22 protein-coding genes are annotated in these 25,715 nt (G+C 63.5%); 15 read left to right on the top strand and 7 right to left on the bottom strand.

Annotated elements, in window-relative coordinates; all coding sequences use genetic code 11:
* Nucleotides 1-178: 178 nt before the first annotated feature.
* The gene (gene acnA / locus GN300_RS25485) at nt 179-2,980 is read right to left on the bottom strand and encodes an aconitate hydratase AcnA (RefSeq protein WP_007727883.1); all 2,802 of its coding nucleotides are present in this window, start codon (nt 2,978-2,980) and stop codon (nt 179-181) included.
* 456 nt (nt 2,981-3,436) lie between these two features.
* On the opposite strand from acnA, the gene GN300_RS25490 reads away from it, so the two are divergent.
* The 8 genes from GN300_RS25490 (at nt 3,437) to GN300_RS25525 (ending at nt 12,148) form a co-directional block, all read left to right on the top strand.
* Nucleotides 3,437-4,027 (top strand): DUF6676 family protein, encoded by a 591-nt coding sequence (locus tag GN300_RS25490; RefSeq protein WP_021332993.1) that lies wholly within the window; start codon nt 3,437-3,439, stop codon nt 4,025-4,027.
* Nucleotides 4,028-4,478: 451 nt separating this feature from the next.
* Entirely contained in the window at nt 4,479-6,026 is a 1,548-nt protein-coding gene (locus GN300_RS25495; protein ID WP_003944866.1) for an NlpC/P60 family protein, read from the top strand.
* A 150-nt stretch (nt 6,027-6,176) separates the two neighbouring features.
* Nucleotides 6,177-7,373 (top strand): MoxR family ATPase, encoded by a 1,197-nt coding sequence (locus tag GN300_RS25500; protein WP_063316407.1) that lies wholly within the window; start codon nt 6,177-6,179, stop codon nt 7,371-7,373.
* A complete protein-coding gene (locus tag GN300_RS25505; protein ID WP_003944991.1) occupies nt 7,370-8,362 on the top strand; it encodes a DUF58 domain-containing protein in 993 nt (330 codons plus the stop codon). Before GN300_RS25500 ends, GN300_RS25505 begins: the two co-directional genes overlap by 4 nt.
* Nucleotides 8,359-9,339 (top strand): VWA domain-containing protein, encoded by a 981-nt coding sequence (locus GN300_RS25510; protein WP_003944878.1) that lies wholly within the window; start codon nt 8,359-8,361, stop codon nt 9,337-9,339. The genes GN300_RS25505 and GN300_RS25510 overlap by 4 nt, the downstream gene beginning before the upstream one ends.
* A gap of 70 nt (nt 9,340-9,409) precedes the next feature.
* Nucleotides 9,410-10,159 carry a 3-oxoacyl-ACP reductase FabG1 gene (gene fabG1 / locus GN300_RS25515; protein ID WP_007727875.1) on the top strand — a complete coding sequence of 250 codons (750 nt, stop codon included), beginning with the start codon at nt 9,410-9,412 and terminating at the stop codon, nt 10,157-10,159.
* Nucleotides 10,160-10,213: 54 nt separating this feature from the next.
* A complete protein-coding gene (inhA, locus tag GN300_RS25520) occupies nt 10,214-11,011 on the top strand; it encodes an NADH-dependent enoyl-ACP reductase InhA (RefSeq protein WP_003944803.1) in 798 nt (265 codons plus the stop codon).
* An 84-nt stretch (nt 11,012-11,095) separates the two neighbouring features.
* Nucleotides 11,096-12,148 (top strand): ferrochelatase, encoded by a 1,053-nt coding sequence (locus GN300_RS25525; RefSeq protein ID WP_063316406.1) that lies wholly within the window; start codon nt 11,096-11,098, stop codon nt 12,146-12,148.
* Nucleotides 12,149-12,159: 11 nt separating this feature from the next.
* Here GN300_RS25525 and GN300_RS25530 read toward each other — a convergent pair whose 3' ends face one another.
* A complete protein-coding gene (locus tag GN300_RS25530) occupies nt 12,160-12,768 on the bottom strand; it encodes a transcriptional regulator (RefSeq protein WP_007727873.1) in 609 nt (202 codons plus the stop codon).
* Between the two features lie 106 nt (nt 12,769-12,874).
* Nucleotides 12,875-13,216 (bottom strand): metallopeptidase family protein, encoded by a 342-nt coding sequence (locus GN300_RS25535; RefSeq protein ID WP_003944783.1) that lies wholly within the window; start codon nt 13,214-13,216, stop codon nt 12,875-12,877.
* 77 nt (nt 13,217-13,293) lie between these two features.
* Here GN300_RS25535 and GN300_RS25540 point away from each other — a divergent pair, with 77 nt between their 5' ends.
* Nucleotides 13,294-13,785 (top strand): hypothetical protein, encoded by a 492-nt coding sequence (locus GN300_RS25540; RefSeq protein WP_063316405.1) that lies wholly within the window; start codon nt 13,294-13,296, stop codon nt 13,783-13,785.
* Between the two features lie 154 nt (nt 13,786-13,939).
* Nucleotides 13,940-15,733: an enoyl-CoA hydratase-related protein gene (locus tag GN300_RS25545; RefSeq protein WP_007727872.1), complete on the top strand. Its 1,794-nt coding sequence runs from the start codon at nt 13,940-13,942 to the stop codon at nt 15,731-15,733.
* On the opposite strand, the gene GN300_RS25550 is transcribed toward GN300_RS25545, so the two are convergent.
* Nucleotides 15,723-16,514, bottom strand: a complete 792-nt coding sequence (locus tag GN300_RS25550) for a hypothetical protein (RefSeq protein WP_007727857.1) — start codon at nt 16,512-16,514, stop codon at nt 15,723-15,725. The two genes, GN300_RS25545 and GN300_RS25550, sit on opposite strands and share 11 nt — an antisense overlap.
* 67 nt (nt 16,515-16,581) lie before the next feature.
* On the opposite strand from GN300_RS25550, the gene GN300_RS25555 reads away from it, so the two are divergent.
* The 3 genes from GN300_RS25555 to GN300_RS25565 are packed head-to-tail and all read left to right on the top strand — an operon-like array spanning nt 16,582 to nt 19,166.
* Nucleotides 16,582-17,409, top strand: coding sequence for a DUF3097 domain-containing protein (locus tag GN300_RS25555; RefSeq protein ID WP_042919794.1), 828 nt, complete (start codon nt 16,582-16,584; stop codon nt 17,407-17,409).
* A 42-nt stretch (nt 17,410-17,451) separates the two neighbouring features.
* Nucleotides 17,452-17,883 carry an NfeD family protein gene (locus GN300_RS25560; RefSeq protein WP_003944877.1) on the top strand — a complete coding sequence of 144 codons (432 nt, stop codon included), beginning with the start codon at nt 17,452-17,454 and terminating at the stop codon, nt 17,881-17,883.
* A complete protein-coding gene (locus GN300_RS25565; protein WP_030536387.1) occupies nt 17,883-19,166 on the top strand; it encodes an SPFH domain-containing protein in 1,284 nt (427 codons plus the stop codon). Before GN300_RS25560 ends, GN300_RS25565 begins: the two co-directional genes overlap by 1 nt.
* A gap of 43 nt (nt 19,167-19,209) precedes the next feature.
* On the opposite strand, the gene GN300_RS25570 is transcribed toward GN300_RS25565, so the two are convergent.
* Genes GN300_RS25570 through GN300_RS25580 form a run of 3 tightly spaced genes read right to left on the bottom strand, consistent with a single transcriptional unit; the run spans nt 19,210 to nt 21,134 of the window.
* On the bottom strand, nt 19,210-19,743 hold the full coding sequence (locus GN300_RS25570; RefSeq protein ID WP_003944797.1) for a hypothetical protein: 534 nt from the start codon (nt 19,741-19,743) through the stop codon (nt 19,210-19,212).
* 55 nt (nt 19,744-19,798) lie between these two features.
* The gene (locus GN300_RS25575) at nt 19,799-20,395 is read right to left on the bottom strand and encodes a hypothetical protein (RefSeq protein WP_042449124.1); all 597 of its coding nucleotides are present in this window, start codon (nt 20,393-20,395) and stop codon (nt 19,799-19,801) included.
* Between the two features lie 31 nt (nt 20,396-20,426).
* Complete coding sequence (locus tag GN300_RS25580) at nt 20,427-21,134, bottom strand: TVP38/TMEM64 family protein (RefSeq protein WP_058038785.1); 708 nt, start codon at nt 21,132-21,134, stop codon at nt 20,427-20,429.
* A gap of 423 nt (nt 21,135-21,557) precedes the next feature.
* Here GN300_RS25580 and mutA point away from each other — a divergent pair, with 423 nt between their 5' ends.
* Complete coding sequence (gene mutA, locus GN300_RS25585; RefSeq protein ID WP_063316404.1) at nt 21,558-23,453, top strand: methylmalonyl-CoA mutase small subunit; 1,896 nt, start codon at nt 21,558-21,560, stop codon at nt 23,451-23,453.
* Nucleotides 23,450-25,702, top strand: coding sequence for a methylmalonyl-CoA mutase (gene scpA, locus GN300_RS25590; protein ID WP_003944912.1), 2,253 nt, complete (start codon nt 23,450-23,452; stop codon nt 25,700-25,702). Before mutA ends, scpA begins: the two co-directional genes overlap by 4 nt.
* Nucleotides 25,703-25,715: the final 13 nt, after the last annotated feature.

Here is a 25,715-nt window from a genome sequence, read left to right on the forward strand (position 1 = left end):
GCATCCCTCCTTTGTCGGGTTGCCTGTGAGCACTTTCGGCCGTAGGCGCTGAATGTCGACTCAGTGCACAAAGCGCTCACGACCACCGATGAAACCTGGTTCGCCTTCCGGCGAAAGTGGTCGTGAGCGCTTTGTGACCCGTCAGGGGCCGAAAGTGCTCACAGGCACGTAGTGCCTACTAGCCCCGGATCATGTTGCGAAGCACGTACTGCAGGATGCCGCCGTTGCGGTAGTAATCCGCTTCGCCGGGGGTATCGATGCGTACGACTGCGTCGAACACGACCTTCTCGCCGTTCTCGCGCGTCGCCGTGACCTTCATGGTCTTCGGGGTGACGCCCTCGTTGAGCTTCTCGACACCTTCGATGTCGAAGGTCTCGGTGCCGTCGAGCTTGAGCGAACCTGCGGACTCGCCGACCGGGAACTGCAGCGGGACAACGCCCATGCCGATCAGGTTGGAACGGTGGATGCGCTCGAACGACTCGGTGATGACGGCCTTGACGCCGAGCAGGCTCGTGCCCTTGGCTGCCCAGTCACGCGAGGATCCGGAGCCGTACTCCTTGCCGCCCAGGACGACCAGCGGGATGCCGGCTGCCTGGTAGTTCTGCGACGCGTCGTAGATGAATGCCTGCGGTGCGCCTTCCTGCGTGAAGTCGCGGGTGTAACCACCCGAGACGTCGTCGAGGAGCTGGTTGCGCAGACGGATGTTCGCGAACGTTCCGCGAATCATGACCTCGTGGTTACCGCGACGCGAGCCGAGCGAGTTGTAATCCGCACGCTCGACGCCATGGGAGTCGAGGTACTGCGCAGCGGGGGTACCGACCTTGATCGGACCTGCCGGGCTGATGTGGTCGGTGGTGACCGAGTCGCCGAGCAGTGCGAGGACGCGAGCGCCCTTGATGTCCTTGACCGGAGCCGGATCCATCGTCATGCCGTCGAAGTAAGGTGGCTTCCGCACGTAGGTGGAGTTCTCGTCCCACTCGAAGGTGTCACCCTTCGGGGTTTCGAGGTTCTGCCAGCGGCTGTCGCCCGCAAAGATGGTTGCGTACGACTTGCGGAACATGTCCTGGTCGATCGAGGACTTGATGGTCTCTTCGATTTCCTGCGTGGACGGCCAGATGTCCTTGAGGTAGACGGGGTTTCCGTCGGTGTCGTTACCGAGCGAATCGGTCTCGAAGTCGAAGTCCATGGTTCCGGCGAGGCCGTAGGCAATCACGAGCGGCGGGGAAGCCAGGTAGTTCATCTTGACGTCGGGGGAGATACGTCCCTCGAAGTTACGGTTACCCGAGAGCACCGCGGTGACCGAGAGGTCGTTGTCGTTGATGGCCTTCGAGACTGCCTCGGGCAGCGGTCCGGTGTTACCGATGCACGTGGTGCAGCCGTAACCGCCGAGGTAGTAACCGAGCTTCTCGAGGTACGGCCACAGGCCGGCCTTCTCGTAGTAATCGGTGACGACCTGCGAACCGGGAGCCATGTTGGTCTTGACCCACGGCTTGGTGGCGAGGCCCTTCTCGACGGCGTTGCGTGCGAGCAGTGCAGCGCCGAGCATGACCGACGGGTTGGACGTGTTGGTGCAGGAGGTGATACCTGCAACAACGACGGCGCCGTGGTCGAGAACGAACTCACCGGCGTCGGACTTGACGACGACCGGCTTGCTCGGACGGCCTTCTGCACCGTTGGCAGCAGAGAGAACGTCGACCGCTCCGTCGTCGGCAAACGACAGAACCGCGGGATCGGAAGCCGGGAAGGACTCTTCGACGGCCTCGTCGAGCTGGGTGTGCTCGGTCGGGTGGTTCTCTTCCACGTAGTTGTGGATGTCCTTGCGGAACGCAGTCTTGGACTCCGACAACAGGATTCGGTCCTGCGGGCGCTTCGGGCCGGCGATCGAGGGAACAACGGTTCCCAGATCCAGCTCGATGTACTCCGAGAAGACGGGTTCCTTGTCGGGGTTGTGCCACAGGCCCTGTTCCTTGGCGTACGCCTCGACGAGAGCGAGCTGCTCGTCGCTGCGGCCGGTGAGGCGCAGGTATTCGATGGTCTCGGCGTCGATCGGGAAGATCGCTGCGGTGGAACCGAATTCGGGGCTCATGTTGCCCAGCGTCGCGCGGTTCGCGAGCGGAACCTCGGCAACACCGTTGCCGTAGAACTCGACGAACTTGCCGACGACGCCGTGCTTACGGAGCATCTCGGTGGCGGTGAGCACGACGTCGGTTGCGGTGACGCCGGGCTTGATCTCACCGGAGAGCTTGAAGCCGACGACGCGGGGGATCAGCATGGAGACGGGCTGGCCGAGCATTGCTGCCTCGGCCTCGATGCCGCCGACGCCCCAGCCGAGCACGCCGAGGCCGTTGACCATCGTGGTGTGCGAGTCGGTGCCGACACAGGTGTCGGGGTATGCCTGTCCGTTACGCGACATGACGGTGGGTGCCAGGTACTCGATGTTGACCTGGTGAACGATGCCCATTCCCGGGGGGACGACCTTGAAGTCGTCGAATGCGCCCTGGCCCCAACGGAGGAACTGGTAACGCTCGCCGTTGCGCTCGTATTCGAGGTCGACGTTGCGCTCGAGTGCGTCGGCCTGGCCGAAGACGTCGAGGATGACCGAGTGGTCGATGACCATGTCGGCGGGGGAGAGCGGGTTGACCTTGTTCGGGTCGCCGCCGAGGGTGGTGACGGCCTCACGCATGGTGGCGAGGTCGACGATGCAAGGAACGCCGGTGAAGTCCTGCATGATCACGCGGGCAGGCGTGAACTGGATTTCGATGCTCGGCTCGGCTGAGGGATCCCAGCTTGCGATTGCGCGGATGTGATCCGCGGTGATGTTGGCGCCGTCTTCGGTGCGGAGAAGGTTCTCGGCGAGAACCTTCAAGGAATAGGGCAATTTCTCGGTGCCGGGGACGGCCGAGAGGCGGAAGATCTCGTAAGAGTTCTCACCGACCTCGAGGGTTCCCTTGGCTCCGAATGAATCGATACTGGTGCTCACGTCTGCTCCACTCGTCTATGAGGGTCGCTACCGACGGGGCTGTGTCGGCAGCTGAAGCGAGGTACTTCGGCCGGGAAGATCCTCCGTAGCTCACGCCAATCGCACAGTTCGCGTGAGAACTGTCCGAACATCGGAGCTGCAGTAGAACCTGTCCTGACCGGTGGTACCTCTTGGTCCAAGTCTAACAGTACGCTTGTCCTGTGAGAATTCAGGGCAAGTTGACCGAAACAATCTTCATGCAGACTGCGGGCCTGCGCAACGCAGGCTTGGCTGGGTGACCGCACCCACAGCTACCGCTCGGGCGGCACGCGCGGCGGTTGTGTGTGACGCCTGGTGGCAGTCGACCTGAAGTAGGGTGCATGCAGGCCCGTCGCGGGTCGGCCGCCGAAAAACGACCTCGGAAGAACTCCCCGCATCTCAGCGGTGGACGGAATCCGAACAGCACCCGGATGAGAGATGTCTGCTCCTACAAATCACGCTTTTGCGCCTGTGCACGTGAAGTCCCCGTTGCACGTCGCTGTTCCGTCGGACGTCGATCTCGACGACGTGCTCGCGGACATTTCGACGGACGGCGTCTCCGCCCCCGCGGATGATGTTGCGGGGCTGACCGCGGTGGTGACCGACGCTCGTGAACGTGGTGTCGACTTGAGCGTCGTAGTAGTCGACGCAAATCCGGGCCGGCCGTCCGATCTTCGAGACCTGGCCACGACGGTCGGCAAAACAGAAGGCGGAACGGTTCTCGTTCTGAGCCCTGACTGGATGGGTAGCTACAGCGATTCGATCAGTCGAGTGCAGCTCGAAACTGCACAGGACCGATCTTTCGGCGAAAGCGCAAGCGTGACCGCGGACCGCTTCTCGCACGAGATCGTGGCGCCAGGTCCGCCGTGGACGCTTTACACGGTCCTTGTCATCGCAGTGGTGGCGGTTATTGCCGGAATTACCTTTGCCGTCAAGTGGCGGCGAGAGCCAGAAAACGCGCAAACCAGACATATCGCCTCAACTTCGGAAACACCAGCACCATCCGACCACCGGGCCGATTCCGTCTGACCTTGGTCCTTTTGCGAGATTTTCAGTAACTCGGTGAAAACAGGTACTCACTGCTGTTTGCGGTGAGTACCTGCCCTTTTTGGTGCCTGCATGCCATTCGACCAGCTCAAATACCGTTTGTGTTATTTGTGGCTAAAGTTTCCAAAGAACGCTTGAGTGTCGTACGGTACAACTGGCACTTTTTGGGGAAGAAGTGTCGCAGACAGGCTGATGTTGTTCGACGCGTACTTGTCGGTTGCCTCGTTCTCGAGGTGTCGACGGTGGCGTTCGTACGGCACGTCCAGGTCGACGAGCAGCTCTCGGGCTGTGGGCGACCGGTGCTTGGTCTGCGCATTCCCTCCCCGCACGGATCGGCGACCCAGCGGGCCGTGGCGTTACACGCGAGGGAGAGTTATTTGTGAGGCAAGTAACACGTGGCGGCGAGTCCCGTCGTGGTCCTTCCCGTAAATCGATGCGCCTGGCGCAACTGGTCATCGGATTCGGCGTCGTCGGATCCCTGATCGTCGGGACGCCGGCCATGTCCTCGGCCGTACCGCCACCGCCGCCGAATCCGAGTGACTCGGATATCGCCGCGGCAGATTCGCAGGTCTCGTCGAGCGTCGGCACCGTCAGCGCGCTCATCAATCAAGTCGCATCGGCAAACGAACAGTTGTCAGCACTCGACAACGAAGTTGCGATCAAGCGTGAAGACGTCAACAAGACTCTCGTGGATCTGCAGAACGCTCGCGGCGCCGCAGACTCCGCAGCGCAGGCCGTCGGAGTCACGAAACAAGCTCTGAAGGACGCGTCGGCGCAGATCGAGGTCGCTCAGACGGACTTCGACAAGTACGCACGCTCGAGCTACGTCAAGGGCACCAATACTGCGTCGATCTCGTCGTTCCTCGACGCCAAGGGTCCTGGCGACGTTCTCGACCGCGCCCAGGTCCTCAAGCTTCTCGCCAATACGCAGAGTGCAGTGCTCGACGGTCTCCAGCGAGCACGTACCGAGCAGGCGAACAAGGATTCCGCGACCCGCCAGGCCAAGCAGCAGGCCGATGCCGCCGCCGAGGTCGCCGCGCAGCTGAAGGATCTGGCGGAGCAGGCGATTCAGATCGCGCGCAACGCTCTCGATCAGCAGGTAGCCAAGAAGGCCGCGATCGAAGCCGAGCGCAACTCTGCCCAGGCTCAGCTCGACGCCGCCCGCAACGCCGTCGCCGGCTTGCAGGGTCAACGCCAGGCATACGCGACCTGGGACGAACAGCGCCGCGCCGAGGAAGCTCATCAGAAGGCTCTCGAAGCCGCTGCCAAGGAAGCGGCCGCTCAGGCCGCCGCCCGTGCCGCAGCCGACCAGGCAGCCAAGGATCGAGCTGCCGCACTGGCAGCAGCCCAGCGTCCGCACACCGCGGTCGAAGACCCGACTCCGACCGTCATCCCGGACGACGACGACACCTGGACTGACGAAGAAACAGGGACCGACGAGGAAACAGGCACGGACGAAGAGACCGGCACCGACGAGGAAACGGTCACGACGCCCAAGCCCACCACCCCGAAGCCGACGACGCCGAAACCCACCACTCCGAAGCCTTCCGTCACCGGAAGCGCTGCAATCGAATCCGTCATCGACCGCGGAATGTCTCAGCTAGGCGTGCAGTATGCCTGGGGCGGCGGCGACGAGAACGGACCGACGCGAGGCATCCGTGACGGCGGCGTCGCTGACAGTTACGGCGACTTCAACAAGGTCGGGTTCGACTGCTCCGGCTTGATGATTTATGCCTTTGCCGGCATCGGGATCTCGCTGCCGCACTACACCGGCTATCAGTACACCGCAGGCACTCAGGTTCCGTCTTCGGAGATGAAGCGCGGCGACATGATCTTCTACGGCCCCAACGCCAGCCAACACGTGGCGCTCTACCTCGGTAACGGTCAGATGCTCGAGGCACCACAATCCGGTTCGAGTGTCATGGTCTCACCGGTTCGGTGGGGCGGAATGACGCCGTACGCCGTCCGACTGGTGTCCTGACCGTCAGAGGAAATGCCGCTGACACCCGCATTGTCAGGGAAGTATCAAGTTCCCGACGTGGTGTTACGGCATCGAGCGCAACTACCTGGAATAGTTGACGGGGAACACGTTACTGTCGGTACTTTTCTAGGTGAAAGCGATGGATTCTTGGTGACCTCACGTGAAGATTCGGTCGGAACGGTCGACGTAAGCAAGGCGAGTGGAAGTGCGGACGGAGCAGCACCTTCCCTGGCAGCCGACGTTCAGACCTTGGAACGAGCGATTTACGAGGTCAAGCGAGTCATCGTCGGGCAGGACCGGCTTGTCGAGCGCATTCTCGTCGGACTTCTCGCCAAGGGGCACGTCCTCCTCGAAGGCGTACCCGGTGTCGCCAAGACGCTGGCCGTCGAGACTTTCGCGAAGGTCGTCGGCGGTTCGTTCTCCCGCGTCCAGTTCACCCCGGACCTGGTGCCCACCGACCTGATCGGCACGCGCATCTACCGTCAGGGCCGCGAGGAGTTCGACACCGAACTCGGACCCGTCGTCGCCAACTTCGTGTTGGCCGACGAGATCAACCGTGCCCCGGCCAAGGTGCAGTCCGCGCTCCTCGAGGTGATGGCAGAACGCCACGTCTCGATCGGTGGCAAGCGGTACCACATGCCCGATCCGTTCCTGGTGATGGCGACGCAGAACCCCATCGAGAACGAGGGCGTCTACCCGCTCCCCGAAGCGCAGCGCGACCGCTTCCTGTTCAAGATCCTCGTCGATTACCCGACAGTGGAGGAAGAACGCGAAATCGTCTATCGGATGGGCGTCGCGGCCCCGGAGCCGCACCAGATCCTCGGTCCGGAGGAGTTGGTCAGGCTCCAACGCGTCGCCAGCAACGTCTTCGTTCACCACGCGCTCGTCGATTACGTTGTCCGGGTCATCGCCGCCACGCGTACGCCGCGTGAGGTCGGACTCGAGGACGTCGCCGGCTGGATCGCGTACGGCGCCTCACCCCGCGCGACGCTCGGCATCATCGCCGCGTCGCGAGCTCTCGCTCTCGTCCGCGGGCGCGACTACGTAGTGCCGCAGGACGTCATCGAGGTGATCCCGGACGTGTTGCGTCACCGTCTCGTTCTTTCCTACGACGCCATGGCCGACGAGGTGACTCCCGACGCCGTCATCGCCCGGGTGCTGCAGACCGTCGGACTGCCGCAGATCGCCGCGCGGCCGGTCCCCACCGTTCCCGGTCCGCCCCAGCAGGCCGCACCACAAGCACCGCAGTTCAACGCACCGGGCACAGCTAACCCACAGGGCACAGCTAATCCGCAGGGCAACGGCGCGCCGATCGCGACCGCTGAGACGATGAGTCGCCCGCAGTGACCGAAGGCCGCGACGGTGGCCAGGCGACACCCGCCGGATCCACCGGTTCTCCGCCGTCGTTCCGATCCGGCGAGCTCAGCGACCCCAAACTCACCGCTGCGCTGCGCACCCTCGAGCTGACGGTTCGCCGCCGCCTCGACGGTGTGCTGCACGGCGATCATCTCGGCCTGATTCCCGGTCCGGGTTCGGAGCCGGGAGATGCCCGCGAGTACCAGCCGGGCGACGACGTGCGGCAGATGGACTGGTCCGTCACCGCACGGACGACGCACCCACACGTGCGTCAGTCGGTCGCAGATCGTGAGCTCGAGACGTGGCTCGTCATCGACTTGTCCGCAAGTCTCGACTTCGGGACCGCCGGATGCGAGAAGCGCGACCTGGTCGTCGCCGCAGCCGCGGCGATCACTCACCTGACCAGTTCGGGCGGTAACCGCGTCGGCGCCATCATCTCGACCGGCGCACAGACAACTCGAATTCCGGCCCGCGGTGGGCGAATTCACGCACAGGCGATGCTCCGCAAGATCGCGACGACTCCGCACGCGCCGGACGGGGTACGCGGTGATCTGGTCGGCGCGATCGAAGCGCTCAGACGCCCACAGCGTCGGCGCGGACTGGCGGTGGTCATCAGTGACTTCCTCGGACCGATCGACTGGGAACGCTCGCTGCGCGCCATTTCAGGACGGCACGACGTGCTCGGTGTCGAAGTGGTCGATCCGCGAGACCTCGAACTGCCCGACGTGGGCGACGTGGTGCTCCACGATCCCGAGTCCGGCCGGACCAGAGAATTCACCACGACGCCGCAACTGCGCGCCGACTTCGCCAGAGTCGCCGCCGAGCACCGCGTCGAGGTCAGGCAAGCTCTACGTCGTTGCGGCGCACCGCTCATGTCCCTGCACACCGATCGGGACTGGATCGCCGACGTCGTGAGATTCATCTCGGCACGCCGACACAGTTATGGTGCCGGCGCCGGAACTGGGGGCGTTCGTTCGTGAGTCTTTCTCAATTCACCGCACCGTGGTGGCTGCTGTTCCTCGCTGTCATCGCCGCGTTGGTGGTCGGTTACGTACTCGTGCAGAAGCAGCGAGCCAAGCACACACTTCGGTTCACGAACTTCGCACTGTTGGAGAAGGTCGCGCCTTCGCGGCCCGGGCGGTGGCGTCACATTCCGGCGATTCTGATGGTCATCGCATTGGTGTTCTTCACCGTCGCCCTTGCCGGTCCGACGGCAGACAAGAAGGTCCCGCGAAACCGTGCCACGGTGATCCTCGTGATCGACGTGTCGCTGTCGATGCAGGCCACCGACGTCGAGCCGACGCGATTGGCAGCAGCGCAGGAAGCTGCGAAGTCGTTCGCCGACGGTCTGACTCCCGGCATCAACCTCGGGTTGGTCGCATTTGCCGGAACGGCTTCGGTTCTGGTGTCGCCCACCACGAATCGTGACGCGACGAAGGTCGCCATCGACAACCTCAAGCTCAGTGAGCGAACGGCGACGGGCGAAGCGATCTTCACCTCGTTGCAGTCGATCGACACGCTGTCGGCTGTTCTCGGCGGCAGCGACCAGGCGCCACCGGCGCGCATCGTGTTGCTGTCCGACGGTAAGCAGACCGTTCCCGAGAACTCGGACGATCCGCGGGGCGGATTCACCGCTGCCCGTCAGGCCAAGGACAAGGGCGTTCCGATCTCGACCATTTCCTTCGGAACGACATACGGGCGAGTCGAGATCGAAGGAGACCGAATCCCCGTCCCGGTCGACGACGCGTCATTGAAGGAGATCGCCAACCTTTCCGGCGGAAGTTTCTTCACGGCATCGAGCCTCGAAGAACTGCGCCAGGTGTACGACACGCTCGAAGAGCAGATCGGTTTCGAGACGACACGAGGAGACGCGAGTCGACCGTGGTTGGTCCTCGGCGTCGTGTTCGCGACCGCTGGTCTGACGATTGCCCTGGTACGCAGGCAGCGTCTGCCCTGATCGAGAGCAGTTCCGAATTGTCCAAATACCGCTGGTACGCGGCCCGCAGAGAATTGATAGGTTGATCGCCATGTCTACCCCTCCCACGACAGTGGTTTCCGAACGGACCGTCACCACACCTCGCTCGGTGCTCGTCACCGGCGGTAACCGCGGAATCGGCTTGGCCGTCGCTCAGCGGCTCGCCGCAGACGGCCACAAGGTAGCCGTCACGCACCGCGGTTCCGGTGTCCCCGAAGGGTTGTTCGGCGTCGTGTGCGACGTCACCGACACCGAGTCGATCGACCGTGCGTTCAAAGAGGTCGAAGCGCACCAGGGGCCGGTCGAGGTCATCGTCGCCAATGCCGGCGTCACCGACGACACACTGATCATGCGAATGAGCGAAGAGCAGTTCACGAGCGTCGTCGACGCGAACCTCACCGGTACGTTCCGCCTCTCGAAGCGTGCGACCCGTTCGATGCTGCGCGCGCGTTTCGGACGGTTCATCTTCCTCGGCTCTGTGGTGGGTCTGGCAGGACAAGCCGGCCAGGTCAACTACGCCGCGTCCAAAGCAGGCATCGTCGGTATCGCTCGTTCCCTGACAAGGGAACTCGGCTCACGTTCGATCACCGCCAACGTCGTCGCACCAGGGTTCATCGAGACCGACATGACGGCAGCACTGGGCGACGACGTCAAGGACAAGGCCACCGAGTTCATCCCGTTGCAGCGGACCGGAAAGCCGGAAGATGTTGCAGCAGTTGTCAGTTTCCTCGCCTCCGACGATTCGGCCTACGTCTCGGGTGCGGTCATCCCCGTCGACGGTGGACTCGGCATGGGGCACTGACCCGCTTTTCGTACACACACCTTTCTCGTACGTCTGAAATCAGGAGGACATCTCATGGGCGGCTTGCTCGAGGGTAAGACCATTCTTGTCACCGGCATCATCACCGATTCGTCGATCGCGTTCCACGTGGCCAAGGTCGCGCAGGAGCAGGGCGCGAAGGTACTGATCACCGGATTCGATCGTCTGCGCCTCATCGATCGCATCGCCCAGCGACTGCCGCAGCCCGTGCCGCCGGCAATCTCGCTCAACGTCCAGAGCTCGGAGGATCTCGCCTCTCTCGCCGAGCGTGTGCGCGAGCTGGCTCCCGAGGGTATCGACGGCGTCGTCCACTCGATCGGCTTCGCTCCCCGCTCCTGCCTGGGAAGCCCGTTCATGGACGCGCCGTGGGAAGACGTGGCGGTCGCACTCGAGGTGTCCGCATACTCGTACAGCGCACTGGCCAAGGCCTTGCTGCCGGTGCTCAACGACAACGCGTCCATCGTCGGTATGGACTTCGATCCGGCGCGCGCGATGCCGTTCTACAACTGGATGGGTGTCTCCAAGGCGACCCTCGAGGCCGTCAATCGGTACGTGGCCAAAGAGGTCGGCGTCCGCGGCATCCGCTCGAACCTGGTGTCCTCCGGCCCGATCAAGACCTTGGCCGCCAAAGCCATTGCCGGTGACAGCACCGGTCCGGGCGCGGAGTTGGACAAGCTGAACACCGCATGGGACGGTGCTGCGCCCATCGGCTGGGACGTCGACGATCGCGAGCCGGTCGCCAAAACGGTCTGCACCGTTCTCTCGGATTGGTTGCCCGGCACGACCGCGTCGATCATCTACGTCGACGGCGGCTTCCACGCGATGGTCGGCTAGTAGCACCCCTTCTACTACGCAGGTGAGTACCCGGGTGACTCCCGCCGAACGGCATCGCGCAAGATTGAACTCATGACCGTAAGTATGGACATGCAGTTCGATGCTCTTCTCGTTTTGTCGTTCGGCGGTCCCGAAAAACCCGAAGACGTACGGCCGTTCCTCGAAAACGTCACGCGCGGTAGGGGAGTGCCACCGGAGCGGCTCGACGCTGTCGTCGAGCACTACATGCATTTCGGTGGAGTTTCGCCCATCAACGCGCTCAACCGAGACCTGATCGAACGGGTCGAAGGTGAGCTGGCAGCAGCCGGCGTGGATTTGCCCGTGTACTTCGGCAACCGCAACTGGCACCCGATGGTCGAAGACACCGTTGCCAAGATGCGCGAGGACGGTGTCCGCAACGCCGCCGTGTTCGCCACGTCGGCGTGGGGTGGTTACTCCGGATGTCGGCAGTACCACGAGGACATCGCCCGTGCCCGTGAGGCGGTCGGTGACGGCGCACCGACGCTGACAAAACTTCGCCAGTACTACGACCATCCGCTGGTCGTCGGCGCGTTCGCCGACGGTGTGCGCGCGGCCCGCGCAGAGTTGCCCGAAGCGACTCGCGATACTGCGCGCCTGGTGTTCACCGCGCATTCGGTACCGAGTGCCGCAGACCGCAATGCAGGGCCGCCGGCAGAGGGCGGAAACCTCTACAGTCGACAGGTCGCCGAGGCCGCGAAGTTGGTTGCCGAGGCCGTCGGCGTCGAGGATTTCGATCTGGTGTGGCAGTCGCGATCAGGCCCGCCGCAGGTTCCGTGGCTGGACCCCGACATCTGTGATCACCTGGATACGTTGTCCGCCAAGGATGTTCGCGCCGTGATCGTGTGCCCCGTCGGTTTCGTCTCCGATCACCTCGAAGTGGTGTGGGACCTGGACACCGAGGCCAAGGACAAGGCAGCCGAACTCGGGATGAATTTCGTTCGGGCAGCAACGCCCGGCCGCGATCAGCGTTTCGCGCAGCTGGTGCCCACGCTCGTTCGGGAACTGGCCGAGGCCGAGCAGCCACTGCGACTGGGGGTCGAGCCGCTGCTCGGCTCGACCACCAACGGTCTCTCGTGTGCAGTCAATTGCTGCGCGGCCGTTCAGCGTCCCCGCTGACCGTCCGACGCTCAGGTGTTCGGATGCTTGAGCTTTCCGCAGGGCCCGGGAACGGTGGACGTGCTGCGCGAGGTGAGAAGCGTCTCGACGATCTGTCGATCCTCGGGGCTCAGTGACGGGTCGATGTAGTTGAGTTCGGGCGCGCCCAGTTCGCGGACTCGCCCGGCGAGGGTCGCGACAAACGAGACGCGTTCTTCGTCGTCGTCGTTGACGTCGTGGATCTGCAGCACCGACACCGGAAACTTGCGCAGCGTCACAGGCAGGAAGCGGGCGCCGAGCACATGGTCGACGTTGAATCCCGCCCACTGCCCCTGGTTGGCCTCCACGCATTCGGCATCGGAGTGAATTGCGCTCTCGCCGATGTACTTACGTGCGGGCAGCATCTTCTTGGGGGCAAGTTCGGATGCGCCCTGCTGAAGGACGGGAAAGTCGCCGTCCGAGTACAACCAGGGCTGGTTGGCCATCTTGATCAACCGACCGGCGTCCAGATCCGGGAGATAGCGAGACTTGAGGAGAAACGCGACGCTGTCGACCGAGATGCCCAGCAGTTCTGCGGCCTTCTGTCGGCTCATCGCGAACGTCGGGGCATTCTTCGGGGCGATCTGGATCAAATTGACCATGCGAACTCCTGTAAGTGTTCAATTGTTGCGGGCTTGGTACAGCTGACATGACAATTCGCCGATTATCAACCTCTAGCTGATTTCCGACTTGTAGATGAGTCGGTTGTCACCATCCGAGTTCACGCAACCGGGGATCTCCGATCCCGAAGTGGTGGCCGATTTCGTGGATCACTGTTCGGCGAACTTGCTCGATCACCTCGTCTTCGGTGCTGCAGATCGCACAGATGGCCCTGCGGTAGATCGTGATGCGATCGGGAAGGACGCCGGCGTACGTGGTGGTTCTCTTGGTCAGTGGGATGCCCTGATACAGCCCGAGTAGCCCCGGTCGTCCACCTTCGAGTTGAACGGTCACTGCGACATTGGCCATCTCCGCACCCAATTTCGGTGGCAGGCTGTCGAGCGCCCGCTTGACCATGTCCTCGAACTGGCTGTCGTCCACGTCGATCATCTGCCCATTGTGCGTGCGGGGGCGGGATCCGAGTGTGTCCATGTGGAAACAGTGCAGCTTACGGCTATGTTCATTGCGTGGCCGAAGACCTCTATCACCGTTACGAATTCACATTCATCGTTCAGATGCTGACAGTCTCGCAAGAGCAGGCGATCGAAGAGAGCTTGGGCGGAAGGGTCGAGGACCGACGCGGGCTGCAGCTGCTGACGCTCACCTCGGAAGGTATGCGAGCGGCGACAACGGCTATCACCGTGGTGGACCAGTTGGTGGCTGCAGGCGTGCGTCCCCAGCGGACACATCCCGATCTGGTGTCACGTCAGGACATTGCCGACCGTGCGGGGGTGACGCGGCAAGCTGTCGGGCAGTGGGTGCGAGGGGTCCGGCAGGCGGCTACGCCTTTCCCGGTTCCGTACAACTCGGTTGCCGGGGGGATCTGGTTCTGGGGCGACGTCCTGGATTGGTTGCGCCGTCAGGGGTACAGCCAGGACACCGGTTTGCGCTACCCGACGCTGGATGAACATATTCGCATCGACCGCCATATCGCGATCAATCACAAGACTGTGGGTTGATCGATCAAACGGTTTGCTTGAAAATAGCTATTGAAACAAACCGACGGTAGGTATAAAGTCCCTAAATACCTCAATCAATCTATCGGTGCGTCGGTCCTGCTCTGGGGGGAGTCTGGTCTGCGCTGCAGATACCCGAGCATGCGAGCAGGAATTCATGGTTTCGACCCCCGAAGTACGACCGATGCCCAAATCGGCCGCGCTCACGACTTCTGTGGCTATTTCCAGCGATGTAGCAACGGCTAAGCTACGTGAAGGTGTATCGGGCAGGGGCCGTCTGCGAGCGGCGACGGCGGCGCTGTTCCGGCGCTCACGCCCACGTACGACCTTCGCGCCACCGTTGAGCGTGCTTCTTCTCGTCACCTCCGACAACGGTCTCTCGCAGCGGGCCGGTCTTGTTCTTCGCGAGGCGGGACACCAAGTCCGTACAGCCGTCGTCGCCGACGCGGACGCAGTGCTGGCCGCGACTTCTTCGGGAGATTTTGACCTCGTCATCTGCCCGTTCTTGAAAGCCTATGTCCCGGAATCTGTTTGGCAGCGGTGGACAACGATCATCATCCATCCCGGCCCGCCCGGAGATCGCGGGCCGTCGTCGCTGGACTGGGCGATAACGGATGGCGAACCGATCTGGGGTGTCACGGCATTGCAGGCCGCTGAGGAACTCGATGCCGGGCCGGTGTGGGCGTGGCGGACGTTCGAACTCCGGAACGGGGCAACCAAATCCTCGGTATACAACGAGGAAGTCACCGACGCGGCGATGGAGTGCATTGGAGAGGTCGTCGAACATTTCCGTACTCCTGACTTCCAGCCGATTCCATCGGATCGAGTTGCGCGGCCCGTGGCTTCGACCCGATCGCGGCCGAGCATGAAACAGGCCGATCGCGTTTTCAGCTGGGAGGAAGACGCGTCGAGCATCGTCCGCGCCGTCAACGCCGCCGACGGGTTTCCCGGCGTCGCCGTTCAGTTGGGGCTCGACCGGGTCTACGTCTACGACGCTCACCTCGATACCCACGTCGATGCAGCGCCCGGCACCATCGTCGAGTACTTCCACCAGGCAATACGTGTTGCCACCGGTGCGGGCTCCGTTTGGATCGGACATGCGCGGCTCGTCGGCGCCGGCAATGTCAAACTTCCGTCGACCGCGGTCGTACGTCCGGACGTGTTCGTTCCACAGGTCTGGGAGAGTCGTTACCCCGAGACCGACTATCACCGCGACGGCGAAATCGGATATATCTCGTTCCGCTTCTACAACGGTGCGATGAGTACGAAGCAATGCGCGCGACTGGCCTCCAGGCTCCGCTGGGCGATCGCGCAGGACACCAAGATCCTTGTCCTGACGGGTGACTACGACAGATTCAGCAACGGTATCCACCTCAACGTCATCGAGGCCGCGTCGGATCAAGCCGGAGAAGCGTGGGCCAACATCAAAGCCATCAACGAGATCGCGAAAGCGATCGTCACCTGTACGGAACAGGTTGTGGTGGCGGCATTCACAGGCAACGCCGGTGCCGGCGGGGTCATGCTCCCGCTTGGAGCCGACGTAGTCGTGGCCAGGGACGGTGTGGTTCTCAATCCTCATTACGCCACGATGGGCCTGTTCGGCTCGGAACTGCACACGTACACACTTCCGGCTCGGGTCGGCGAGCAGCAGGCCCGCAGTCTGCTGGCCGAGTGCAGTGCGATAGGCATCCGTCGAGCCTTGGACATCGGACTTGTCGACGCGATCGGCCCCAGGCGGCCGGATCTGTTCGAGGCGTGGTTGCGCGAGGTCGCCACCGACTTGCTCGAAGGAGATCGGCTGGAATCGATGCTGGAGCGCAAACGTCTTCGACTGGAACGTGATCCGGTGGAGCCCTACGAGGAGCGTGAGCTCGAAGAGATGAAGATCGACATGTTCGGTGACCGCAACGGGTTTGCCGAGAAACGCCGGAACTTCGTGCTCAAGCTCTGATCGACACGCTGTTCGCCGACGCGACACGGGCAGTGCGAACAACGTCCCACAGTCGTCGCAGCAGGTCGTCACGCCTCTGCGCAGTGGACACGCTCGGGGCCTGGTTGGTCGATACCGACGCAGCCACGGTGAGAATGGCTGCCACGTTGTCGGCTGTGTCGATCACCTGTAGATGGCGAGGTGACAGTGTCGACGGCCAGCGGTGTCCGGCCTGTGCCTGCAGGGCTTCGGCGACCAGCGTACGAGCGTCGTTTCCAGGCATTCCGGTGGCTACGGCCGGAAGCCCGCCGAGCACCTCGGCTGCGTCCCGAACAGCTTGGCGCAGTTCGTATTCGGCTTCGCGGAGTCCGATCGATTCGGCGCTGCCCGCCACAGTGGGAATGGAGAAGACCGTCCATCGCAGGACGTCCGGGCCTTCCTTCGACGGCACGAGTCCGACTCCGGGCTTGCCGACGGCGCCGATCTGTATCCCTTCACCCGTTGCGATCGCAGCGCGCGCGAACTCGGTCCCGGTGGGCAGACCACGTACATCACCGGCCGTGGGAAGGACCAGGCGGACCTCGGCAGCCTCCGAGCGCGCGATTCTGAGCAGGGTGGGCACACCGGAAGCCGTGACTCCCGGCCACTCGAGATCGTGGCGGACCGCGGTTTCCGCATCGGCGGCGCCGATCAGGTGCATCGGTGCCCACGCGGCAAGGGCGTCGATGACGTCGTCCGGCGCAGCGTCGCCGGCGAGCCATGACGCTGCCCACACGGTGAGGGTTGCGCTGGGAGAACTCATGACCGTGAAGTTTAGTTCGGCGTGGCGACATGCGCGGCCCCGGCGTTGTGACCTAGCGTGATCCGGCGTGAGCGGTGGCAACGGATACGGTGACATTTTTGCGGGTCATACCCGCAAACAGAAGCGCGTGACGCCTGAAGTCGCGGCCGAGCGTGATCTTGTCGTCGAGGATGCGGCGACGGGATTCTGCGGTGCGGTAGTCGGTTTCGAGCGCACGTACGACGGCGATTTCGTGCGGCTCGAGGACGGTCGTTCCCGAACGCGGTTGTTCGCGATGCGCGAGGCGGCCTTCCTCATCGACGGCGCACCGGTCACCCTCGTACGCCCGGCCCCCAAGCCCGTGTCCACCAAACCCGCACGGTCGGCTTCGGGTTCGACGCGAGTCGAAGGCTTACGCGCCCGCACGGCACTGCCCAGCCGGATCTGGGTGGAGGGAGTACACGATGCTGCCCTCGTCGAGCGGGTGTGGGGTCACGATCTTCGCGTCGAAGGTGTTGTCGTCGAACATCTCGAAGGACTCGACAATCTGGGGGAGCGGCTTGCCGAATTCGGGCCTGGTCCCGGCCGCCGCGTCGGGGTCCTGGTCGACCACCTGGTCACCGGTTCCAAGGAAACCCAACTGACTCAGGGCCTCGGCCCGGACGTGTTGGTGACCGGGCACCCGTACATCGACGTGTGGGAGGCCGTTCGTCCCAAATCTGTCGGAATCGCCTCCTGGCCGAAGATTCCACGCGGCGAGGATTGGAAGACGGGAATCTGCCGCGAACTGGGCTGGGGGACACCTCAGGAGGGCTGGCGGCGGGTCTACAACTCGGTCGAGAGCTTCCGCGATCTGGAAGCTCCTTTGATCGGTGCCGTCGAACAACTTGTCGATTTCGTTACCGAGCCGAACTGACGTAGCGGCGGCCTGGGTCACACATTCTGGTTAGATGGTGTTGTGGCTGCACTTATTTGGCTGATCGGAGCACTGGTGCTCGCCGGGGCCGAAGCGCTGGTGGGGGATTTCTTCCTGCTGATGCTCGCCGGTGGGGCGCTCGCTACTGCCGGTGTCAGTGCTGTCACCGACTTCCCGGTGTGGGTCGACGCCGTCATGTTCGGAGTGTTCTCCGCCGCCCTCGTCCTGGGCGTGCGACCGATCATGTTGCGTCGCTTCGGTAGTCCGCCGCCGACCCCGACCGGAATACAGGCACTCGAAGGTAAGCACGCTCTGGTTCTGGAAGAAGTGGGCGAGCATTCCGGGCAGGTCAAGTTGGACGGCGAGGTGTGGACTGCCAGGCCGTACGACACCACCGAGGTGTACCCGCCGGGCACCAAGGTGACGGTGATGGAAATCAACGGCGCAACAGCAGTCGTCTGGAGGGGACCTTAATGGCAGCACTCATAGTGCTCGGTGTGTTGGTGCTATTCGTGATCTTGGTGGTCGCGAAGTCGGTAGCACTGGTACCGCAGGCAGAAGCCGCGGTGATCGAGCGGCTCGGTAGGTATTCGAAGACGGTGTCCGGGCAGCTCACGTTCTTGATCCCGTTCGCCGATCGTGTGCGCGCCAAGGTGGATCTTCGTGAGCGTGTGGTCTCCTTCCCACCGCAGCCGGTGATCACCCAGGACAACCTGACACTGTCCATCGACACGGTGGTGTACTTCCAGGTCACCAATCCGCAAGCTGCGGTGTACGAGATCAGCAACTACATCGCTGCCGTCGAGCAGTTGGCGACCACCACGCTGCGAAACGTCGTCGGTGGAATGACCCTCGAAGAGACGCTTACCTCGCGTGATTCCATCAACGGTCAGCTTCGTGGTGTCCTCGACGAGGCGACCGGTCGCTGGGGCCTGCGAGTGGCCCGCGTCGAGCTCAAGAGCATCGATCCGCCGCCCTCGATCCAGGAGTCGATGGAAAAGCAGATGAAGGCGGACCGCGAGAAGCGCGCGATGATTCTGACGGCTGAAGGTCACCGCGAATCCGCTATCAAGACCGCCGAGGGTGCCAAGCAGAGCCAGATTCTTTCTGCCGAGGGAAACAAGCAGGCCTCGATCCTCAACGCCGAGGGTGAGCGTCAGTCCCAGATCCTTCGTGCTCAAGGTGACCGCGCGGCCAAGTACTTGCAGGCTCAAGGCGAGGCCAAGGCCATCGAGAAGGTTTTTGCTGCAATCAAGTCCGGTAAGCCGACTCCGGAATTGCTTGCATACCAGTATCTTCAGACGTTGCCGCAGATGGCGCAAGGCGATGCGAACAAGGTGTGGCTCGTACCCAGCGACTTCGGTGACGCGCTGAAGGGATTTGCCAAAACGCTTGGCGCGCAAGGGCAGGATGGCGTTTTCCGGTACGAGCCGCCGGCCGCCGAAGAGAATCTTCCCAATCCTGAGGACGATTCAGCCGAGGTGGCGGAGTGGTTCGAGACCAAATCCGATCCGGCTATCGCGGAAGCAGTGCGCGCTGCTGAAGTTGCTGCACGCACACCGGTCGAAGACCCGGCAGCTGCGGTCAGGCACCGCCGTGAGAGTGCGCCCGAGCAGCCTGGATTCGTAGATCCCGCGTTGCCACAGCAGGGCGAAAATCCTTGGCCGGGTCAGTTGCCGCTGCCGCCCGAGCGTGAAGATTTCCAGCAGAAGTACCCGTACCAGGGGCAGCCGCCCGAGGGTGGCCAGCGCCAGTAGACGCCTCTCGTAGCGAACGTTGATCGGGACGGGCACTCATCACCTACGTGATGAGTGCCCGTCCCGTTCCGCATACGGCGATCGCCCAGAGGACACTGACGAAGGTTCCCATGATGAACTGCTCGGACGCATGAGGTTCGCGAAGTTCCGGGTACCGCGCGAGCCCCTTGACTGCCAAGACGATCGCGATGCCTTCCGGCCAGGTTGCGAGAATCGATGCCGCCACCGCGAGCCGTTCGAGGATGCCGATCACACGTCCGCCGCGAAGAGGTCCGGCGTCCGGTGCCGGGCTCCCGTCCGGTTGGCGACGAGCGATCTTGAAGGTGGCAAGTACCAACGGTGCACCGGCCGTGGCGGCGGCAAGTACGCACAGGACAAGCGTCGCCCCGAGAGCGAAACCGGTGACCGGGGTCGTTCGGGTCGATGCCAGTGCGGCAACACCCAGCGCCGGAAGAGCCACCACGGACGACGCCCATTCGGGGACTTCGAGTCGACCACGACTGAGCGGTCCCAGTGCCGCTGCAACTGCTGGTGCCGCGGCGGCGACGGCGAGCGCGATCAACGCCAGAACGACCATGTATTCGAGCCCCCTGCTGTGTCGACGAGTTTGTACCGGTGCGAGCGTGAGCAGTCTAGGGCTGGAGTCTGACCAAAAGTCGTTCTGCGAGTCTGCGCCCGGCGAGTTCTGCGTGCCACCCGGCTGTCAGGAGTCGCTTGGACATGGCCTGTTTGGTGATTCCGAGGTGGGCCGCTGCGCTGACCTGAGTGAGTCCGCTGTCCATCAGGGCGATGGCTTCGCGTCCGTCCTTCGTCTGTCTCGTGACGATCGTTCCGAGCAAGGTGAACGCGGCATCGACATCTGCGGCGAGTTCGTCGCGTGAGCTATCCGCCGGCGCCTGTTCGACGGCAATTCTGGCCGGAGCTCGCTTGGCTCGCTCGACGGCGATCCGAGCAGCTTCGAATGCCGGTCCGCGTCCGGCCCGGGTCTGCCGTGGGAGAGGCTGCTCGACGGGACCGATCCCGATCCCGACACTCCAGTGCTCGCGCCGAATCAGCTCGAGTGCGACGAGGACGAGTAGCGCCGGATCGTCGGTCACCGCTTGAATCTCGTCGCCCGCTGTGCGCTCGAACGGCCGCAGGAGCCTGCAATCGGCCATGTCGTCGATGATGTCCCCGACGCGGTCGACATCCCGTCGGCTACCTCGCTGATCCACCGTCAGTACAAACATTAGTCAATGCTAGATAGTTGACTTTCAATAGTCAATCGTTTTGGGTTGACTCAATCAAATCAACCTCTTGGGGTTGACCGTTGTCAACGATGGTTTCGCCCGGTGAAGGCTGACGGCGAGCGTCGAACACCAGACCGGCGATGCCGATCGCAATGCAGATCCCGGACAGAATCAGGAGACGAGGATCGGCTTCGCCGGAGAGCGCATCGCCCAGAACGACAATCCCAACAGTGCCGGGCAAGATGCCGACGACGGTGGCAAGGATGTAGGGCACGATCCGGATCGACGAAATGCCGCAGCAGTAGTTCACCACCGAGAAGGGGACAAACGCGATCAAGCGCAGAGAGCCGACGGCCAGCCACCCCCGCTTTTCGATCCGCTCGTCCACCCGCCGGATCGTCGGACTCGAAATCCGTTGCCACACGACGTCGCGGCCGATGGCGCGGACCAGGTAGAGGGCCAGAACGGCGCTCACAGTCGTTGCCGCCACAGTAAGGGCGATGCCGGTTGCCGAGCCGAAGAGAACCCCCGCGCTGAGCGTGAAGACGGTGCGCGGGAACGGCGCGACGGTGACTATCGAATGAACCAGGAAGAACACGAGGGGAAACGCCGGGCCAACCGAGTCCGCCCACTCGCGTACCTGGGACACCGTGGGATGTGGGGCGAGGAGGGCTGCGAGGAACAAAGCGAGCACTACCAGGACTATTGCGATCAATCTTCGGTCCAGCAGGCGTCCCATCACAGGTCACAAGGCTACCTGTGAACGGTGAACCGGGCCGACTGCCGACCCGCAATCGTGAGTCGAACATCGCCACGGGGGCGGGAAAGCGACGTGCTCCAGGCGATAATGAAACGGCGCTGTGACGAAAACCACTAGGCGTTCGGAGTGGCCTTCACCTGCAGTCCCGGCCAGTGAAACGAACTCGCGGGTAACCCGTAAACATGCTGAACAATCGCTAGGTAAGGGCCGGTCACACGTGCACGAACGACCGAATCTGCACGTCGTCTGACCGGTCGGAAAGTGGCCGCGAACAGCCCTGTGAAGAACATGACGTGATCCTCACGATATCTGGGCTCAACCGCGGGTTAGCATCACAGAACTAACGAACAAATCCGATTATCGGTAAAGCGCTCACGCAAAAAATGAGAGGGAGCGGACACAGTGTCATTAGCTTCAGAAGCCGAGGCTGTCGAGCAGGCGTACGCGGAGTGGCAGCGCTCCGTAGCCGGTGTGCTCGCCAAGTCCCGCAGAGTCGACGCGGCAGAACTGGGCCCCGAGCCACAGAAACTGCTCGAAACCGTCACCTACGACGGTGTCACTGTCGCACCGCTCTACAGCCCACGCGACGAGCGTCCCGAGCAGAGCTTGCCGGGCACTTTTCCGTACGTGCGTGGCGTCGACGCTCACCGTGATGTCAATGCCGGTTGGTTGGTTTCCGCTGCTTTCGGAACCGCTTCGGCGGCCGAGACCAATCGCGCCATCCTGGACGCCCTCGAAAACGGAGTCAGCGCACTCTGGTTGAAGGTGGGCGCCGACGGCGTTCCGGTCACCGACCTCGCCGCTGCGCTCGAGGGCGTGCTTCTCGACCTCGCACCGCTCACGCTCGATGCAGGCGCAGCGACAAACGATGCAGCCCGAGCACTCTTCTCTCTCCTCGATGCTCGCGGCGAAGCCGGCGACGGTGTCAGCGATCGCAGCAGTATCCGAGTTCACCTCGGTGCAGCGCCGCTGACCAGTTCGTTCTCCGGCGCAGCCGACGTCGAACTTGCAGGCGCAGTCGAGTTGGCCGCCCTCGCCGCAGCTCGTGCGGAAACCGTGCACGCGATCACCGTCGACGGCACGGCCTTTCACAACGCGGGTGCCGGGGATGCCGAAGAACTCGGAGCCGCAATCGCCGCCGGCCTCGAGTACCTCCGTGCACTCACCGCCCAGAGCGGCCTGACCATCGGTGCTGCGTTGTCGCAGTTGGCTTTCCGCTACGCGGCAACCGACGATCAGTTCCAGACCATCGCGAAGTTCCGCGCCGCACGTCTCGTATGGGCACGCATCGCCCAGGTCTGCGGAGCTTCCGATTTCGGTGGAGCGCCGCAGCACGCAGTCACCTCCGCCGCGATGATGGCTCAGCGTGATCCCTGGGTGAACATGCTGCGCACGACCCTCGCTGCATTCGGCGCCGGCGTCGGCGGAGCAGATGCAGTGACAGTTCTTCCGTTCGACGTCGCACTGGCCGACGGCACCCTCGGCGTCAGCAAGTCCTTCTCCTCGCGCATCGCGCGCAACACACAGCTGCTCCTGCTCGAGGAGTCGCACCTGGGCCGTGTCCTCGATCCGTCGGCCGGGTCTTGGTACGTCGAGGACCTGACACAGCAGATTGCCGCCACCGCGTGGGAGTTCTTCCAGGAAATCGAAGCAGCCGGAGGATATCTGGCGGCACTCGAAGCGGGAATCGTCTCCGGTCGCATCGCCGCTACCAAGGCCAAGCGCGACTCCGACATCGCACACCGCAAGACCACGGTCACCGGTGTCAACGAGTTCCCGAACCTCGGCGAAACGCCGCTGTCCGCCGAAGCCGTCGAGCCCGGCCAGTCCGTCGCCCGCTACGCAGCTGCATTCGAAGCGCTTCGTGACCGTTCGGACGCGTTCCTCGCCGCCGGCGGCGCCCGTCCCACTGCGCTTCTCGCGCCGCTGGGCTCGGTTGCAGAACACAACGTGCGCACCACGTTTGCGTCCAACCTGCTCGCTTCGGGTGGTATCGACGCAGTCAACCCCGGCCCGCTCGAGGTGGGCGCCGAGGCCATCTCCGCTGCAGTCAAGGCTTCCGGTGCCACCGTCGCGGTGCTGTGCGGCACGGACAAGCGCTACGGCGAGAGCGCCGCAGCGGCCGTCGCCGAACTTCGCGCCGCCGGCATCGCCAAGGTGCTGCTCGCAGGACCGGAGAAGGCAGTCGCCGACGCGACCGGCGATTCTCGCCCGGACGGATTCCTCACCGCCCGCATCGACGCAGTGTCGGCTCTGACCGAACTGCTCGACTTCATCGAGACGGGAAGCTCCAAGTGACGACACGAGAGGTCAAGCACGTGATCGGCAGTTTCGCCGAGGTCCCACTCGAGGACCCGCAGTCTCCGGCACCCACACCGCCGTCGGTCGAGCAGGCCCAGGCCCTCATCGAAGAGGGCGCCAACGCCAATAACTACGCCGCCGAGCAGGTTGTCTGGTCCACCCCGGAAGGCATCGACGTCAAGCCGGTGTACACCGGTGCGGACCGCACGGCCGCCGCCGAGTCGGGTTACCCGCTCGACAGCTTCCCGGGCGCAGCGCCGTTCCTGCGTGGTCCGTACCCGACCATGTACGTGAACCAGCCGTGGACCATTCGCCAGTACGCCGGATTCTCCACTGCCGCGGAGTCGAATGCGTTCTACCGTCGTAACCTCGCGGCCGGTCAGAAGGGCCTCTCGGTCGCCTTCGACCTCGCTACACACCGCGGCTACGACTCCGATCATCCTCGCGTTGCCGGTGACGTCGGAATGGCCGGTGTCGCAATCGATTCCATCCTCGACATGCGTCAGCTCTTCGACGGAATCGACCTCTCGCAGGTGTCGGTCTCGATGACGATGAACGGCGCCGTGCTGCCGATTCTCGCGCTGTACGTCGCTGCGGCAGGCGAGCAAGGTGTCACTCCGGACAAGCTGGCCGGAACGATCCAGAACGACATCCTCAAAGAGTTCATGGTTCGTAACACCTACATCTATCCGCCGAAGCCCTCGATGCGGATCATCTCGGACATCTTCGCGTACTCCAGCGCGGAAATGCCGAAGTACAACTCCATCTCGATCTCGGGCTACCACATCCAGGAAGCCGGAGCGACGGCCGATCTGGAACTGGCGTACACCCTCGCCGACGGCGTCGAGTACATCCGCGCCGGCCTCGACGCCGGTATGGACATCGACAAGTTCGCACCTCGCCTGTCCTTCTTCTGGGCAATCGGCATGAACTTCTTCATGGAGGTCGCCAAGCTCCGCGCCGGACGCCTCCTGTGGGCCGAGCTTGTCGCCAAGTTCGATCCCAAGAGCGCGAAGTCGCTCTCGCTGCGTACCCACTCGCAGACCTCCGGCTGGTCCCTGACCGCGCAGGACGTCTTCAACAACGTTCCGCGTACCTGCGTCGAAGCCATGGCTGCCACCCAGGGCCACACTCAGTCCTTGCACACCAACGCACTCGACGAAGCGATCGCATTGCCGACGGACTTCTCCGCCCGCATCGCCCGTAACACCCAGTTGCTGCTGCAGCAGGAATCCGGCACCGTGCGTCCCATCGACCCGTGGGGTGGCTCGTACTACGTCGAGTGGCTCACCAACGAACTCGCCAACCGGGCTCGTAAGCACATCGAAGAGGTCGAGGAAGCCGGCGGAATGGCTCAGGCCATCAACGAAGGCATCCCGAAGCTGCGCATCGAGGAAGCTGCCGCCCGCACCCAGGCACGCATCGACTCCGGTCGGCAGCCGCTCGTCGGCGTCAACAAGTACGTTCCCGACGAGGTCGACACCATCGAAGTTCTCAAGGTCGAGAACTCCAAGGTCCGCAAGGAACAGCTCGAGAAGTTGGTTCGTCTTCGCGCGGAACGTGATCCGGAAGCCGTCGAGGCCGCACTGGCGAACCTCACTCGCGCTGCCGCATCCACCGAAGGCGGCATGGAGAACAACCTCCTCGCCCTCGCTGTCGTCGCCGCCCGCGCGATGGCTACCGTCGGCGAGATTTCCGACGCCCTCGAAAAGGTGTACGGACGCCACCAGGCCGAGATCCGCACCATCAGTGGTGTGTACCGCGACGAGGCAGGAACGGTGAGCAACATCAGCAAGGCGATGGAACTGGTCGAGAAGTTCGCCGAGGACGAGGGACGTCGTCCCCGCATCCTCGTCGCGAAGATGGGCCAGGACGGTCACGACCGTGGCCAGAAGGTCATCTCCACCGCCTTCGCGGACATCGGATTCGACGTCGACGTCGGACCGCTGTTCCAGACCCCCGAAGAGGTCGCCAATCAGGCGGCCGACAACGACGTCCACGTAGTCGGTGTGTCGTCGTTGGCCGCCGGTCACCTGACCTTGGTGCCGGCGCTGCGGGAGGCTCTGGCTGCGGCCGGTCGTCCCGACATCATGATCGTCGTCGGCGGCGTCATTCCGCCCGGTGACTTCGACGAACTCTACGAGGCCGGCGCTGCTGCCATCTTCCCGCCCGGAACCGTCATCGCCGACGCTGCCAGCGGATTGTTGGAGAAGCTCTCCGCCCAACTGGGTCACGACAACAGCTGAGAAGGGGGTCACT

Source organism: Rhodococcus sp. Ni2, assembly GCF_021352185.1.
Taxonomy (GTDB): Bacteria; Actinomycetota; Actinomycetes; order Mycobacteriales; family Mycobacteriaceae; genus Rhodococcus_F; species Rhodococcus_F qingshengii.

What these genes read in the sequence shown, in the direction of transcription:
- GN300_RS25490 (WP_021332993.1), top strand. Translation starts at nt 3,437, where the DNA reads ATGTCTGCTCCTACAAATCACGCTTTTGCGCCTGTGCACGTGAAGTCC.
- GN300_RS25525 (WP_063316406.1), top strand. Translation starts at nt 11,096, where the DNA reads ATGGACATGCAGTTCGATGCTCTTCTCGTTTTGTCGTTCGGCGGTCCC.
- GN300_RS25570 (WP_003944797.1), bottom strand. Translation starts at nt 19,743, where the DNA reads ATGGTCGTTCTGGCGTTGATCGCGCTCGCCGTCGCCGCCGCGGCACCA.
- GN300_RS25535 (WP_003944783.1), bottom strand. Translation starts at nt 13,216, where the DNA reads ATGATCGACGTGGACGACAGCCAGTTCGAGGACATGGTCAAGCGGGCG.
- GN300_RS25565 (WP_030536387.1), top strand. Translation starts at nt 17,883, where the DNA reads ATGGCAGCACTCATAGTGCTCGGTGTGTTGGTGCTATTCGTGATCTTG.
- GN300_RS25575 (WP_042449124.1), bottom strand. Translation starts at nt 20,395, where the DNA reads ATGTTTGTACTGACGGTGGATCAGCGAGGTAGCCGACGGGATGTCGAC.
- fabG1 (WP_007727875.1), top strand. Translation starts at nt 9,410, where the DNA reads ATGTCTACCCCTCCCACGACAGTGGTTTCCGAACGGACCGTCACCACA.
- inhA (WP_003944803.1), top strand. Translation starts at nt 10,214, where the DNA reads ATGGGCGGCTTGCTCGAGGGTAAGACCATTCTTGTCACCGGCATCATC.
- GN300_RS25550 (WP_007727857.1), bottom strand. Translation starts at nt 16,514, where the DNA reads ATGAGTTCTCCCAGCGCAACCCTCACCGTGTGGGCAGCGTCATGGCTC.
- GN300_RS25580 (WP_058038785.1), bottom strand. Translation starts at nt 21,134, where the DNA reads ATGGGACGCCTGCTGGACCGAAGATTGATCGCAATAGTCCTGGTAGTG.
- GN300_RS25530 (WP_007727873.1), bottom strand. Translation starts at nt 12,768, where the DNA reads ATGGTCAATTTGATCCAGATCGCCCCGAAGAATGCCCCGACGTTCGCG.
- GN300_RS25495 (WP_003944866.1), top strand. Translation starts at nt 4,479, where the DNA reads ATGCGCCTGGCGCAACTGGTCATCGGATTCGGCGTCGTCGGATCCCTG.
- GN300_RS25545 (WP_007727872.1), top strand. Translation starts at nt 13,940, where the DNA reads ATGGTTTCGACCCCCGAAGTACGACCGATGCCCAAATCGGCCGCGCTC.